Annotated in this window: 11 protein-coding genes; 4 read left to right on the top strand and 7 right to left on the bottom strand. The window is 39.5% G+C overall.

The genetic code is table 11. The annotated features are described in order from the left end of the window. Positions 1 to 113: 113 nt before the first annotated feature. Positions 114 to 362: a YkgJ family cysteine cluster protein gene (locus tag ABYD77_RS12750; protein ID WP_372770441.1), complete on the bottom strand. Its 249-nt coding sequence runs from the start codon at positions 360 to 362 to the stop codon at positions 114 to 116. A 280-nt stretch (positions 363 to 642) separates the two neighbouring features. On the opposite strand from ABYD77_RS12750, the gene ABYD77_RS12745 reads away from it, so the two are divergent. From ABYD77_RS12745 to ABYD77_RS12735, 3 genes are all read left to right on the top strand, one after another. Then, a complete protein-coding gene (locus tag ABYD77_RS12745; RefSeq protein WP_372770439.1) occupies positions 643 to 1,842 on the top strand; it encodes an efflux RND transporter periplasmic adaptor subunit in 1,200 nt (399 codons plus the stop codon). A gap of 3 nt (positions 1,843 to 1,845) precedes the next feature. Then, positions 1,846 to 5,004, top strand: coding sequence for an efflux RND transporter permease subunit (locus ABYD77_RS12740; RefSeq protein WP_372770437.1), 3,159 nt, complete (start codon positions 1,846 to 1,848; stop codon positions 5,002 to 5,004). Positions 5,005 to 5,158: 154 nt separating this feature from the next. Further along, positions 5,159 to 7,249 carry an EAL domain-containing protein gene (locus tag ABYD77_RS12735; protein WP_372770435.1) on the top strand — a complete coding sequence of 697 codons (2,091 nt, stop codon included), beginning with the start codon at positions 5,159 to 5,161 and terminating at the stop codon, positions 7,247 to 7,249. A gap of 112 nt (positions 7,250 to 7,361) precedes the next feature. Here ABYD77_RS12735 and ABYD77_RS12730 read toward each other — a convergent pair whose 3' ends face one another. Both ABYD77_RS12730 and ABYD77_RS12725 read right to left on the bottom strand, forming a co-directional pair. Next, entirely contained in the window at positions 7,362 to 7,775 is a 414-nt protein-coding gene (locus ABYD77_RS12730; RefSeq protein ID WP_372770433.1) for a hypothetical protein, read from the bottom strand. Further along, positions 7,776 to 8,933, bottom strand: a complete 1,158-nt coding sequence (locus ABYD77_RS12725; RefSeq protein WP_372770431.1) for a hypothetical protein — start codon at positions 8,931 to 8,933, stop codon at positions 7,776 to 7,778. Positions 8,934 to 9,179: 246 nt separating this feature from the next. Between ABYD77_RS12725 and ABYD77_RS12720 the strand changes: the two genes are divergently transcribed. Further along, positions 9,180 to 10,952, top strand: a complete 1,773-nt coding sequence (locus ABYD77_RS12720) for a hypothetical protein (protein WP_372770429.1) — start codon at positions 9,180 to 9,182, stop codon at positions 10,950 to 10,952. A gap of 142 nt (positions 10,953 to 11,094) precedes the next feature. Here ABYD77_RS12720 and ABYD77_RS12715 read toward each other — a convergent pair whose 3' ends face one another. The 4 genes from ABYD77_RS12715 to carB all read right to left on the bottom strand — a co-directional run. After that, positions 11,095 to 11,775 carry a potassium channel family protein gene (locus ABYD77_RS12715; protein ID WP_372770427.1) on the bottom strand — a complete coding sequence of 227 codons (681 nt, stop codon included), beginning with the start codon at positions 11,773 to 11,775 and terminating at the stop codon, positions 11,095 to 11,097. 202 nt (positions 11,776 to 11,977) lie between these two features. Beyond that, positions 11,978 to 13,138: a tetratricopeptide repeat protein gene (locus tag ABYD77_RS12710; RefSeq protein WP_372770425.1), complete on the bottom strand. Its 1,161-nt coding sequence runs from the start codon at positions 13,136 to 13,138 to the stop codon at positions 11,978 to 11,980. Between the two features lie 42 nt (positions 13,139 to 13,180). Next, a complete protein-coding gene (greA, locus tag ABYD77_RS12705; RefSeq protein ID WP_372770423.1) occupies positions 13,181 to 13,657 on the bottom strand; it encodes a transcription elongation factor GreA in 477 nt (158 codons plus the stop codon). A gap of 109 nt (positions 13,658 to 13,766) precedes the next feature. After that, positions 13,767 to 15,295 (bottom strand): carbamoyl-phosphate synthase large subunit (gene carB / locus ABYD77_RS12700; protein WP_372770421.1); only part of this gene is annotated, 1,529 nt, incomplete at its 5' end.

Genomic DNA, 15,295 nt, shown 5'->3' with positions numbered 1-15,295 from the left:
TTATTGCTGAGATTCTTTCAAACTTTCCACCTGATCTTATGTAAGTCGGTTCAGGTATCATAAAAAAGCCATCATTTAGATGGCTTTTTTTGTATTTCTTCTTATTTGGCGTATCAGGTAGCGCCTTCTAGGTAGCTAATGATTTTCATTGCTTCATCATTGGTTTTACCACACACATCAAGTGTTGGCTTAAAGTCTAAACACACTTTAGGACGGGTTTTGTCGCCAAATAATCGGCATAGGTTGTTTTCGTCTAATTGCACACAACGTACACCAGCAGGTTTGCCAAATGGCATCCCTGGAATTGATGAAGAAATACTTGGTGCAATGCAACACGCACCACAACCTAATCGACATTGCACTTTTAAAAGCCCCTTACTTTGCTAAGTGTGCATTATAAAACATTCTGCTTAGGCTTGCGATAAGTTGAGTAATTGCCTAGTAAAGTCGCTTAATTGTAAAAATTTATGTATTTATGCAATTATCACTTTGAGTAAAAATTAATTATATTTCATAAACTTAGCAATTTATTGATAGTCATTATCAAGTAACAGACACAGTTTGTTACACCTGGTTCATCTTCATAAACATTCTTTTTCCTATAGTAGGCTCGTCATCAATAGAAAAATGTAGGGATTTACAATGGCGAGCAAACTAAAAATGACCGGGATAACCCTAGCCGTTTTGCTAGGCTCTGTAGGCGTTGCAGCAGGTTTAGGTGCAATGAAAAAGCCACCGGAAAAGAAAGAAGAAAAAGAATCAATACCTGTTGTTGTGGTAGAAGATAACAGTGTTGAAACGATTACATTAAACGTAAACTCTTACGGTTTAGTTAATCCTAAATACAATACCTCACTTAAAGCACAGGTAACTGGACAAGTTACTGAAATTTCAGATGCGTTTGTAAAAGGTGGTTTTGTAAACCAAGGTGACGTGCTAGCACGCATCGACCCAAATGATTACGAAGCGGCTTTAACTGAAGCCGAAGCAAGCCTTGCACAAGCACGTGCTGCGCTTGAGTTAGAGCGCGCACAAAAACGCGTTGCCGAATCAGAGTGGGAGCGCATTAAAGAAAGTGCAAAAAACGAATTTGTGCCAACTGAACTTTACTTGCGTAAACCTCAGTTAGCTGAAAAAGTAGCACGTTACCGTGCTGCAGAAGCAGGTGTTAAGCGTGCAAAACGTAATTTAGAGCGCACCTATATCAAGGCACCTTACGATGCAATTATTACAGCACGTTCAGTAGCACTTGGCTCTGTGGTTAATTCAGGCAGTCCAATAGGCGAATTAAGTAGCACTGACTTTGCTGAAGTGCGCCTACCTGTGGCAGATAAAGAATTACAATTCTTAATGCAAGGCGGCATTGATGCTGATGTGGATTTAGTAACAAACTTCCAAGGTAAATTACATCACTGGCAAGCAAAAGTAGTGCGCAGCGAAGGCCAAGTTGATAGCAAAAGCCGTATGTCATACTTAGTTGCTGAAATTAAAGACCCATATGGCTTAGAGTCAAATAACACGCCTCTTCGTTACGGTTCATATGTTAACGCTTCAATTGCCGGTTTATCGGTTGAAGGGGTTAGCCGCGTTAAATCTCACCTTGTAAATAATGGCAAAATTGCCGTTTTAGAAGACGGTGTTTTAGCGTATCGCACGGTTGAAGTACTGCGTGAAGAAGGTCGCGAGTTCATTGTTAAAGGTGAGCTTGCCAATAACGAGCAAATCATTGCATCAAATATCAAGCGTCCAAAAGCTGGTATGAAGCTTTCAAATGCCGCCTTAGCGACACAAGAAAAACCAGCTCAACCAGTTGCAGAACTGGCAATGAAAAAAGAGGACTAAACCATGATTGATACGAAAAAAGGTATCATCGCATGGTTTACCCGCAACCCAGTTGCTGCAAACCTGCTGATGATCATCATTCTGATCGGCGGTTTATTTACCGCCATGACCATTCGCAAGCAAATGTTTCCGCAATTTGAAAATAGCTGGATGTCAATTCAAGTTGCATACCCTGGTGCTGCCCCGCAAGAGGTAGAAGAAGGGATCACCATGAAAATTGAAGAAGCATTAGAGGGTATGCAAGGCCTAGAGCGCCTAATTACCTATTCTAATCGCGGTTTTTCACAAACATGGATCCGTATTGACGAAAGCTACGATGCCAAAGAAGTATTAGATGAAGTTAAAATGCAAATTGACTCTATCTCTACCTTCCCTGATGGCATGGAGCGCCCTATTGTCGCGAAAGAAAAATACCGCCAAGAAGTAATGTATTTATCACTTCATGGCCCGCTTTCTCAACGCGAACTAAAAGACTTAGGCTCAAAAATTCATGATGAGTTGCTAGCCTTACCAGGGATTAATATTGCAGAGTATTTTAGCGGACTTCGCTATGAAATTGGCATTGAGATCAGCCCTGACAAACTTCGTGAATACGGCTTAACCTTTAGAGATGTTGCCAACGCGGTACGTGCATCATCAGCAAATATGTCGGCAGGTCAAATTCGCGCTGAAAATGGCTATATTTCAATGCGTGTTGAAAACCAAGCTTACCATGGCAATGAATTTGAAAAGTTACCTCTACTAAGCTTGCCGGATGGTAGCCAAGTGTTACTCGGTGATGTTGCAAACATTAACGATGGTTTCCAAGAAGGTATTCAATTTTCTAAATTCAATGGTGATAACTCTCGTACTTTCTTTATTGGTGCATCAGAAGAGCAGGATATTACAAAAGTAGCCGACACCATTAATCAATACCTAGACAAAAAAGCTAAAGAACTTCCTGAGGGCGTGACGCTCGAATCATTTGTTGATATGACCTACTACCTTGAAGGTCGTTTAAATATGATGATTGAGAACATGGCTTGGGGTGGTTTACTGGTTATTTTAAGCTTAGCTTTATTCCTTCGTATAAAGCTGGCGTTCTGGGTAATGATGGGTTTACCAGTATCGTTTTTAGGTGCGTTATTTGTAATGCCATTAGGCGGTCTTGATATCACCATTAATATTATGTCCTTGTTCGCCTTTATTTTAGTCCTCGGTATTGTGGTGGATGACGCCATAGTTATAGGGGAATCAGCTCACAGCGAAATTGAAAAGCACGGACACACAACTGACAATGTTATTCGTGGCGTAAAACGCGTTGCAATTCCAGCTACCTTTGGTGTTTTAACTACCATTGCAGCTTTCTTGCCAATGATGCTAGATAGCGGCCCTGAAGCTGCGGTATCAAAGTCGATTGGCGGCGTAATTATTCTGTGTTTAATTTTCTCGCTAATTGAATCAAAGCTTATTTTGCCTGCGCACTTAGCGAAAATGAAGTTATCACCGCACAACCCTAAAAATCCTCTTCATCGCATGCGTGAAGGCTTAGATGGTGGTTTAAAACGTTTTATCGATAATAGCTATCGCCCAATGATTGTGAAGTTCATTGAATTTCGCTATCCGGTAATCTTTGCCTTTGTTGGTTTAATGATTATCAGTGGGGGATTATTCGCTGGCGGCTTTGTGAAATTTGTTGCAAGCCCTAAAGTGCCGCATGATTTTGCCAATATCAATATTGATATGGAGCAAGCTACTGCTGAGCGAACAACGCTTGAAACAGCACTGCAAGTTGAGCAACTTATCTTGAACGAAGATAAATTGATTGAACAAGAGTTTGGTCAAAAGATGGTTGAAGATATCTCGGTACGCCTTCAAGGCCGCACAGGTGCACGTATTATGGCAAAACTAGTTGACCCTAGTTTACGCCCAATGGATACCTTTGAGCTTGCTGATCGCTGGCGCAATAAAATGCCTGAATTCTCTGCCGTTAAAACGTTAAATATCCGCGATAGCATTAGTGGAAATGACCGTGACGATGGCGATATCAGCTTCCGCTTGGAAGGTAAAGATATGACAGAGCTTCGTCTTGCCGCCGCTGAATTAAAAGCGCACCTAAACACCATCAAAGGTGTAGGCGATGTAAATGATTCAATGCAAACTGCAACTGATGAAGTACAGTTTGAACTTAAACCTGTGGCGTATAGTGTAGGCTTAACGCTCGCCGATGTTGCTCAACAAGTAAGCTTTAGTTTCTATGGCCTTGAAGCACAGCGTATTTTACGTGACGGTGAAGAAGTTCGCGTGATGATCCGCTACCCAGAGCAAGAACGTAACGCCATCAGTCGCATTCACGATGTACGTATTATCACGCCACAAGGTGCCGAAGTACTACTTTCTGAAGTGGCTGAAGTGAAATTAGTTGATGGTGTAAGTAGCATTCGCCGTGAAAATGCGCGCCGTACAATTAACGTATGGGCAAGTATTGATGCAGAGCAGGTTGAACCGTTCAAAGTGGCTAAAGATATTCGTGAGGAATACATTCCGACGTTACTTGATAAATACCCTGGTATTACAACTAACTTAACTGGTCGTGTTCAAGAAGAAATGGACTCGATAATGGAGCAAATGAAAAACTTCATTATCTCGCTATTAGTTATTTATAGCTTACTGGCCATTCCACTTCGCTCTTATTCTCAGCCGCTACTGATTATGTCGGTGATCCCATTTGGTATTATCGGTGCAATGTTCGGTCATATGTTCTTAGGTATGACCATGAGTGCCCTATCAATGTTCGGTATCATTGCAGCAGCAGGTGTAGTTGTAAACGACTCCCTTGTCATGGTGGACTTTGTAAACCGCGCCCGTAAAGAAGGTGTAGCAATTAAAGAAGCAGTTGTGGAAGCCGGTTGTAAACGTTTCCGTGCGATTTTATTAACATCAGCAACGACCTTTATTGGCTTAATCCCAATTTTAAGTGAGACCAGCTTACAAGCGCAACTTGTAGTACCTATGGCTGTTTCGCTGGCATTTGGTGTGTTGTTTGCCACTGTTATTACATTAGTGTTGATCCCTTGCCAATACGTTGCACTGGAAGACATTAAAGGCCTTATTAGACGAGACAAAGGGAAAAAGGAGCTTTCTCAATCAGACATTGATGACGACGCTACTGTAAAAATCTGATTACTTGTCTAACCTAGCAAAGCCCACACTCTGTTGTGGGCTTTTTTTGTCAGCAAATATACATTTACTTACAGCTCTGACACTTAATTTTCAACTATCGCTAAAAATACGTGCTACCTTTAAATGTACACGCTTATTAATTGGGCTCAGGGATTTGATATCACTTAGTATTCGTACCAAAATCATCTCAATAACATTTGCTGTTACCAGCTTGTGTGCAATTTTAATTACGGTACTGACGCTTTACCAACATCAACAGCTTTATAGCCAACAATTAATGCGTAATTTACAGGCATTAGGTAAAAATCTCGCCGATGAGTTATTTCCTTTGGTAGTAGCAGAACAACCTGATGAGATTGAACTGACCACCACCTTAATGCAGTTAGAGCGTTACAATGATATTAAATACGGGGCGATAACTAATAGAAGCAATAATATATTGGCGGAGTATGTCAGCAAGCATTTTATCAGTGGTATCAAAACTCATCCCAAATGGTCAAAGAATGTCATTAGTAATAGTGATTTACATGTGGAAATTACGGTCGGTGAAGCTGATTCACCACTCGGTAAACTTATTATAATTGCTGATACGCGTGAGCAGTTGAGCCTCGATAACAAAGCATTCTTACACCAATTAGTACCACTGGTAATTGCTACTATTATCATTGTTCTGTTTATTTCAAACTGGGTTCAAAGTCGTTTGATAACTCCATTAATTTCCTTGTCAAAGCTGGCACAGTCTGTCAGTGAAACTAAAAATTATTCTTTGCGAAGCAGAGTTGAAGGAAATGATGAAATTGCCCAACTGGCAATCAACATCAATGAAATGCTCAGCATAATTAATAATCAAGATCTAGAAAACAAACGCCACACCACAAAATTACTAAAGCAGCAACAATCATTGAAAAACTTTGCAAATTTTGACCAGCTTACAGGGTTGCCTAATCGCAAACTTTTTTCAGAATTATTAAAACAAGCCTTATTAAAGTCACGCCGCCACAATATGGACTTGGCGGTGATGTTTCTTGATTTAGATAATTTTAAAACAGTTAATGATAGTTTAGGCCATCATGCTGGAGATGACTTACTCATAAAAGTCAGCGAGCGTATGAAAAAAATATTGCGAGAAGAAGATGTACTCGCCCGTGTAGGCGGCGATGAATTCATTATCGTATTGACAGATCTGCCAAATCAGAAAATGGCTATCACAATTGCTGAGCGCTTGATTAATTGTTTTACAGAGTCTTTTGAAATCAAAGAGTGGAAAGTACATTCAGGCGTAAGTATTGGTATTGCATTTAATGAAGGTAAAGTGTTGGATGCTACATCACTAATACGTGATGCCGATGCCGCCATGTATCGAGCGAAAGAATGTGGACGCAATCAATTTGCGGTTTTTGAAAAGGCGATGCAAGGAGAACAGCATCGACATATGCTAATTGCCAACGAATTAACAAAAGCTATAAAAAATCAGGAGTTTAAGTTATTTTATCAAGCTAAAGTTTGCCCCAAACATGGTGTTGTTGGACTAGAAGCTTTAATTCGTTGGCAGAGCACATTTGATGGTTGGATTTCTCCTGCTGAATTTATCTCAGTCGCTGAACATGTTGGCAAAGTACACTATATCACTCGCTGGGTAATTGAGCAGGGCTTAAAAGATGTCACTCAGATTGCTAAATTAACTTCGCAAAGAATCGTAACCTCATTTAATGTGTCTGCTATCGATGTCAGTAAACCAGAGTTCATCTACTTTATTGAACAACACCTCAAACAGAATAACGTATCAGCTGAGTTGGTAGAGTTTGAAGTGACGGAAACTTCCTATCTTGAAAACTTTGATGCTTCAAGTAAATTTTTCAATGCATTAAATGAGTTAGGTTGTTCGATTGCTCTAGATGATTTTGGTACAGGCTATTCCTCTTTAAGCTACCTCACTCAAGTAAAAGCAAATACACTTAAAATTGATCAACAATTTATCAGTAAAATGTTTGACACTGATGACGATAGAATGGTCGTTGAAAGCATTGTCAGCCTTGCCAAAAAGCTAAATTTAAAAGTATGCGCCGAAGGGGTTGAAGAGCACAAACAGTTCGAATTTGTAACCCAATTAGGTTGCGATCTGATCCAAGGCTATTATTTTGCTAAACCTGTACCTCTCAATGAGTTGACAGCCACGATCGCCGATATCCACAGCAAACACCAGTTTCAGCTAGAAAACAATAAAGTTGTTCCCCTAAAACGTTAAAACCAACCACGGGCTATATGTTTTAAAGACAAACAGTAACCGACAGATTTTGAGCGCTAATTAAAAATTTTTGCAAAAAAATTAAGTTTTTTATCAATGTCAATAACGGATGTTAAGGGTAGATCACAACAATATCCGATGGTAACTCTGTTTCCTTTGGTACATAGCCTATGGCATCTTGGTTTTTTTGCAAATACTCGAACAGTTCCATAACATCTTCAACTTCTTTAGGTGCCAAACTGCGTCCAGAAAAACGCATATGCGCCCAGTAACTCTGAACACGGGCTTCTGTCAAACCAAGTACCTTGGCATTAAATATCCGTCTGATTTGATGCTCTTTACCAAGCGACACAGGTTGACTAATTAAATTATTCGCAAGATTAACCGACTTACCTAAATATACTTGACGCACTTGTTGCTTAGTGAGATTTACATGCTGATTGACGATGTGACTGACAATCACAACATCTGCATTAGCTCTATTATATAAACTGGTAAACAGCAATAAAAGTACAGTCCATTTCATTTAAAATACCCATTCAAATGCTGCATAAATTGAATTTACATTATTACTTTGCTGTCCGTTTGTCATATCAAATCGAGTATGTTTTAGCTCGCCTTTTAATGCCATACCAAACGTAAAATCCCAGCGAACTCCTAGTTGAATTGATGACTGATCACTGGTACTTACACCGTTAACAATTGAATTATAAGCAAAATGAATTGGTGCAAACTGCGAAGAATTAGGTAAGCCAAGAGACGGTATGGAGGTGCTTATGTCATCGTTTCTATCTGCATAGGTAAGGTGGAAAGTATACTCATCATAAAGGTAACCTAAGCTAGCATAATAGCTGCTAGTTCTACTGATTAACTTAAAGTCATGATCTAACTTGATCCACTCTGCTCTGACAAAATAATTGAGGTTTTCATAACTTGCTCCAAGTTGGTAATACTTCATTGGTCCTTCAAGAGTTAACGCTTGCGCGGCATCAAATTGACCGAGTTGATTCAAACTCGTTATTAACTGTGGAATCTCATCATTATTTAAGCCAACATCCGCCTGATAATAGGATGCCTGAAATTTAAACTGGGCAATATCATGAGTTAGTACAGCGCCAGTATAGTTATCCACTTTGGGCTCAAATATATCGCCATCGAAATCTACTTTATCTTCAAACTGACCATAATAAAGCTCTAGCTTAGTGCTCGTTATTTCTCCCAGCCAATCGTAACTTGCTGCAATACCATCAAAATGGGTAAAGAAAAATGACGCATACACTTCAGTTGGAGGTTTAATCCAATGATAGGCATAGCCTACATCCAATACATCGCTATAAGAAAAAAAAGAAGTTCGTAATCTTCCCGCCTTGAACTTCATTGCATTGGAGGCTTGATAACTTAAGTATAACCATTCAAGGCCATAACGGTGATCATCATCTAGTCCACCCGTGACTTGAGCTGTTGCAGAGAACTTATTACTTAACGGCATATCTAACTGAAGGCCAATTACGCTATCCGGCTTAATAGCGAGATCACTGTCATACCGTCCTAACTTATCGTCAGAGTTATGGGTTTTACCTGCAACAATCCTTGTAAAACCCGAAATTTCGGGCTGTTTAGCAAATAAAGGCGAGTGAACAAAATTTAGAAATAAAATAACAATTGCGAGGATACGTACTTCCATTTTTATGCTCAGAATTAATTTCCTTGTTTATCATTGTAGTTGAAATCTAACAATTGTGAGTTGTTAACCATAACTTTAATATATTTTTATTTGCCTAAAAGAAATCAATATATTAATCAACTGATTGACTAATGTATTGACCCTTATTTTAACTTTAAACCTAGTATCTATAGCAGGATTAAAAGTAAAATAAGTCTCGAAAACAAGTAACTCTGATTTTGTCATAGCGGATTTGGTATTAAGAACGTGCTTCGTAACAAACTCTTTTTTATCGGTGTAATATCAATTTTTATTGTCTTAATTTGGTTTGCTAATAGCCCGCCTGTATTACTGCTGTCCAGCGAAAATCTATCAAATGTAGCAGGGGAAGGTTTTGAGAATACAAGAGTGCAAATACCCAATCCAATTGATAAAAGTAAAAATAGTCTCGCCCCTCACTTGCAAACACAACCCGTATTTCCCTCTTACTGTAAAGATCAACCCCGCTATATCGCGAAATTTAAGCGTGACAAACTCGATTATCTCAGCCAAATAGCCATCTCATGGTACATTCAGGGTGAATCTCCGCTCAAAATTAAACATGCACTTAAAAATGCAGTATCAAGAGACGCTGAAGAACGTTTTTTGCGCGATATTAAGTTCATATCAGCTAATTCCGAGACAAACCAATTAAAAAGCCGAAAATTTATAAATGAAGGTTTAAGCTTTGAAGAATATATTAAAGAAAAGCATCGCTTTAGCTTTGAAAAGTGGCGCCCTAAAACAACAAATAAAGACTTTTTAGAAAGTTACCAAAAGCAAGTTGAGCGCTTTCCAGATATCGCTGTGGATATTCTTCAACACGCTTTTATACAAACGGTCAATCTTGATAATCCTAAACCGGATTTCGATGCCTTACTATTACTTTATGATAGCTACTATTCACTCAATGCTAGCATCAATAAATTTGTCACATCACAGCAGTTGCCTTATGTACTCAATAGTTTGCCGAAAGACACCGCTGCAAAAGTCCTGTATCGATTACTACTAATTGAGCAGCTGCCTTCAAGCACCGATAAATCGCTATTGCTGTCACGAGTGGGTGGCATTGACATTCAATTTGCAGACATTATTAATGCTGCAACAATAACGCAACCCTCGTCTATAACAAGCGATGAACTACAATCTAAAATACACAAGGTAATTGCCGAACAAAAACTGTTAATTGATGTACAAGACGTTTGTCAGTTGTACGATGTAATACCAATTGATAGTAAAGTTTCCGTCAATTACATTGATGCAAATAGCCTTGATTACCCTCACCCAAGTTGTGACCGACTGTTGTCTGAACAAGCAAAAGAAATTGGCATGTCAGCTTTGTTCTCAGAGGTATCAGCACAATTTTTAATCGCAGGCATTGATTTAAACAACTTAAATGATACCGAACTAGTTAAACGAGCAGATTTAGTTCAATTACATGAGTATCTGAGTAAAAAACCCGATTTTGAACGCGAACTAGCTTATTTACTGCTCTATTCAAGACCAATGCACGGTAAACGAAATGAAATAATCGATGCCTTAGTAACTCATGGGCTATATCCCAAAAATGCCAACGCAGTTGCTGTAATACAGCACCTTAAACAAGAGGATGCCTTAAAAATATTAGAACGAATGGGTAATGTTGACGTGCCTAACCAACGTGGTGAAAGCTTGGTTTATAATTTGATGTTTATTAATCCAGGATTGACCAGCGAATTAATCAATCGCGGCTTCAACCAGAAGCATAGCCAACAAAGCCCTGATCCTTTATTGAAAATGCTGTATTTCTTAAGAGAGGACAATGAGTTAAATAAATGGATTGACGTTATTACAGCACTTATCAATAACGGTGCAAAAATTGACGTCCAGCACATTAATGAAGTGTACCGCCTGCAATTAACAATACCTGAACTTTACCAGCAATTAATTGAACGACATCCAGAATTGATACCTCAACAATTTGATAAGCTTGAAATTATTCAATGTTATAGCTCAGAATAGGTTTCTACAATTAAAGTGCCTAAACCACAATATAAAATGATATTAATGGTAGGCTGTACCACTACAGACCTTCAATACTTCAGCTGTAAGATGAAAACAATATACTTCTCTTTGTTCTTAGAGGCAGTTATTGGCCCTGTGCTTATTTGTGAATTTCAGTCCTTGCATTGCTCTGATTTAAGATATTGAGCCTCGCACCGACAAGACTTGCAACCAAAATAGTGAGATAAAGCTGCCCTACCACAGCCTCAAAATAAACAAATACACGAGATAAAGGGATATTCGGCGAAATATCGCCAAAGCCTAACGTAGTTAATGTGACAAAGGAGAAATAGATAAATTCTGGAAATAACGCATACCATTTGGTAGTTTCAGGTATGTTGTTAAACGCCGGAGTTAAATTAATTTGTAATAAACAGTAGAGAATTGCCCAAATGATACCCATCATAAAATAAAGGCAAATCGCGCCAAGAATTTTGTTACCGTCTATAATGCCCGAAAAAAGCACTTGCTTAGCCGTTTTAAACACTGTGACTAAAAAAAACATCAACATCAGTAATAATGTAACATTATCGCCCATAGTGTTATCGATAAACACAGTAAACCAGGAAAAGACAATAATAATAAAAGGAAACAATAATTTATATTTGAAAAACTGGCTTTGCGAATCGATACCCCAAACAGATATAAGCAAGGTGAACATAGTACCTGCTTGCATGACATGTTGCATTTTGGCACTAAAAAATTGATGGCAAAGGGCGGTACCGAACAACAGCAATGTTAATGCAACTGTGAGATACCTAAAGTTATCTCGATGACTCATCGGCTCATCCTATGAGATATTATTATTTTTAAAATCCATTCTACGTACTTAGCTAAGAAAAGCCAGCCGTTTAAATCCAATAAACACGCAAAACTAAAAGCAAAAAACTAATTCAGAGCCAAATAAGCGCAATTATGATTTAAATACAATCACGATTAAATAAAAATCACTTGTATTAAAAAGTTACGCCTTCGCGTGCGTTTTACAGCCACTTTGCTTGGTTAAAATCACTTGCAACACGAATATAGGGCATCGCAATGTTGTGTCGTTCAATCAACTCATCAGCTTTTTCTTTAGCAGCAATGTAGGTGTCAAAGCTAAAGATTACAACAAAATAAAAACCATCGCTTTCAACTATTTCTGCATTTAAACGCTGAGCTATAATTTGTGCATTTGCTTGCTTTGCAAACTTACCGAATTGCAAAACAAAACCACTTAAATTTTTAATTTTGGGTTGCGCTATTGGCTCACTAACTGTTGATGCATAATTAACTGTTTTTTCGCTGCCGTTAGGCTCTGAGTTAGCAGTATTCAATAAAAATAACTCAGCTTGAGGCACGCCATTTTCGATAGCAACTTCTGCATATTCATGGGCTTTTGTCTTATCTTGGCTAAAATACTCACCGTTAAAATAAAGCGAGGCAAGATTATGTGCTGCAAAACCATAACCTTGTTCTGCAGCATTCTGGTAATAAGTCACTGCTTCATCAGGGTTATTTTTAAATATAAGTGTAGCGTAAATAAACTGGGCTTTATCATAACCACTGTCTGCGGATTCTTTTATCAAGCTTAAACCGTGACTTTGGTTACGTTTAACACCTTCCCCTTTTAAATAGAGCGCGCCTAATTCGAGCTTGGCTTTTTCATCACCTTGCTCCATGGCTTGAGATAACCATTCAACCGCTTTTTCAGGTTCATAGACCAAGCTGGTGTCGTCAGTATAGCGGTTTGCAATTTTACGCTTGGCATTTAAGGAGCCATTGCGAGCCGCTTTAAGATAATGCTCAAATGCAAGGCGCTTACTTTTTTCAACATCAACACCCACTACCTTACCCAGTTCATAAGCTAAAGCGAGGTTAAATGAGGCCTCTGCATGACCTTGTTCATCAGCTAAAATAAGATACTCAAGGGCTTTTCGTTTGTTTTTAACAACCCCAAGCCCTTTGGCATACAAGGTTGCTAAAAGAAAACTCGCCTCACCATTTTCATCTTCTGATAATTCTGCACACTCATAACGCGCATTCACAAAATCGGCGTTATTAAATGCCGCTGTGCAATCGTTATCTAATTCAGTCACATACTGAGTTTGTGCACTTAAAAAAGGTGCAAAAAGCAATAAAATTAAGAGGAGGCGTGTTTTCATAATTTACAAACAAAAAGCTCGGTCAAAACCGAGCTTATAAGATTAGATATATTCTACTTCTGTGATTTCGTACTCAACCGTGCCATTTGGTGTTTGGATTGTTACAGCATCATCTAGTTCTTTACCGATCAAGCCACGTGCAATTGGTGAATTAAAAGAGATAAGATTGTTTTTGATGTCTGCTTCGTCATCACCCACAATCTTATAGGTAGTTTCTTCGTCTGTATCAACGTTAACAATCGTTACTGTTGAACCAAAAATAACTTTGCCGTTATTTTGCATTTTAGTAACGTCGATAATTTGTACCGTTGATAGTTTTGCTTCAATCTCTTGAATACGACCTTCGCAAAAACCTTGTTCTTCACGCGCTGCGTGATATTCGGCATTTTCTTTTAAGTCACCGTGTTCACGGGCTTCAGCGATATCCGCAACAATCTTTGGGCGACGAACTGTTTTTAATTCATTTAACTCATCACGTAGTAATTTCTCACCACGTACTGTCATAGGTGTCTGTTGCATTATTCTTCCTAGAACTCTGTCACAATAAAAGCCCGGTAAAACCGGGCTTTTTATCATTTCTTATTTAATTGCCTTAGTCTATATCAAAAAAGATAGACGGGGCAATTTTTTAATTTACGCGCTTGTGAAGCTCTTGTACTGATGAAACCGTTGAGCGGTCATCAGCAGCATGTGCTTTACAGTTTGCAAATGCAGCATTAAGCGTAGTTGTGTAGTTCACTTTACCTTGTAGTGCACCGCGACGAAGCACTTTTGAGTCTTCAATCGCTTGGCGACCTTCAGTAGTGTTTACAATGTAGCTGTACTCACCGTTCTTAATGCGGTCAAGAATGTGCGGACGACCTTCGTAAACTTTGTTTACGTGGCGTACTTCAATACCTGCATCTTCAAGTGCTTTTGCTGTACCGCCAGTTGCATCTAGTTCGAAGCCTAATTCACGCATGGTGTGTGCTAGTTCAACAATACGCTTTTTATCGCTGTTACGAACAGAAAGTAACGCGCGACCACCACGTGGCATTACGTTACCTGCACCAAGCTGTGCTTTAGCAAATGCATCAGCAAAGTTTTCACCTACACCCATTACTTCACCTGTTGAGCGCATTTCTGGACCACGCATTGGATCAACGCCAGGGAACTTAGCGAACGGAAGTACAACTTCTTTTACGCTGTAATATGGTGGAATGATTTCTTTGGTTACGCCTTGGCTTGCAAGAGACTGACCCGCCATACAACGAGCCGCTACTTTAGCAAGTGCAACACCTGTTGCTTTTGACACAAATGGTACTGTACGTGCTGCACGAGGGTTAACCTCGATTAGGTATACTTCACCATCTTTAACAGCGAACTGCGTATTCATTAGACCCACTACGCCAAGCTCTAATGCCATACGTGTGACTTGGTCACGCATGCGGTCTTGGATTTCTGGGCTAAGTGAATAAGCCGGCAGTGAACATGCTGAGTCACCTGAGTGAACACCTGCTTGTTCGATGTGTTCCATAATACCGCCGATGATTACCTGTTCACCGTCACAGATAGCATCTACGTCGATTTCAATTGCGTCATCTAGGAAACGGTCTAGTAGAACTGGTGCTTCGTTTGACGCCGATACTGCTTCTGTCATGTAACGACGTAAATCGTCTTCGTCGTATACGATTTCCATCGCACGACCACCCAGTACGTATGAAGGACGTACAACTAGTGGGAAGCCGATTTCAGCAGATTTCGCTACAGCTTCTTCTAGAGAAGTTACTGTTGCGTTTTCAGGTTGAAGTAGGTCTAAACGCTCAACCATTTGCTGGAAGCGCTCACGGTCTTCAGCACGGTCGATTGCATCTGGCGAAGTACCAATGATTGGCACACCATTCGCTTCGAGCTCACGCGCTAGTTTAAGTGGTGTTTGACCACCGTACTGCACGATTACACCTTTTGGCTTTTCAACACGTACGATCTCTAATACGTCTTCTAGCGTGATTGGCTCGAAGAATAAACGATCTGATGTGTCGTAGTCGGTAGAAACTGTTTCAGGGTTACAGTTAACCATGATTGTTTCGTAGCCGTCTTCACGCATTGCAAGGGCTGCGTGTACACAACAGTAATCGAATTCGATACCTTGACCGATACGGTTAGGGCCACCGCCGA

Origin of the sequence: Pseudoalteromonas sp. (genome assembly GCF_041629635.1) — a bacterium.
Classification (GTDB): Bacteria; Pseudomonadota; Gammaproteobacteria; order Enterobacterales; family Alteromonadaceae; genus Pseudoalteromonas.
The sequence above is the reverse complement of the archived record's forward strand: the minus strand, read 5'-3'. Positions and strand labels throughout refer to the sequence as shown.

Bases quoted from the DNA above. Each gene is read 5' to 3' on its own strand.
- ABYD77_RS12745 (WP_372770439.1), top strand. From the start codon at position 643: ATGGCGAGCAAACTAAAAATGACCGGGATAACCCTAGCCGTTTTGCTA.
- ABYD77_RS12740 (WP_372770437.1), top strand. From the start codon at position 1,846: ATGATTGATACGAAAAAAGGTATCATCGCATGGTTTACCCGCAACCCA.
- ABYD77_RS12730 (WP_372770433.1), bottom strand. From the start codon at position 7,775: ATGAAATGGACTGTACTTTTATTGCTGTTTACCAGTTTATATAATAGA.
- ABYD77_RS12725 (WP_372770431.1), bottom strand. From the start codon at position 8,933: ATGGAAGTACGTATCCTCGCAATTGTTATTTTATTTCTAAATTTTGTT.
- ABYD77_RS12715 (WP_372770427.1), bottom strand. From the start codon at position 11,775: ATGAGTCATCGAGATAACTTTAGGTATCTCACAGTTGCATTAACATTG.
- ABYD77_RS12710 (WP_372770425.1), bottom strand. From the start codon at position 13,138: ATGAAAACACGCCTCCTCTTAATTTTATTGCTTTTTGCACCTTTTTTA.
- greA (WP_372770423.1), bottom strand. From the start codon at position 13,657: ATGCAACAGACACCTATGACAGTACGTGGTGAGAAATTACTACGTGAT.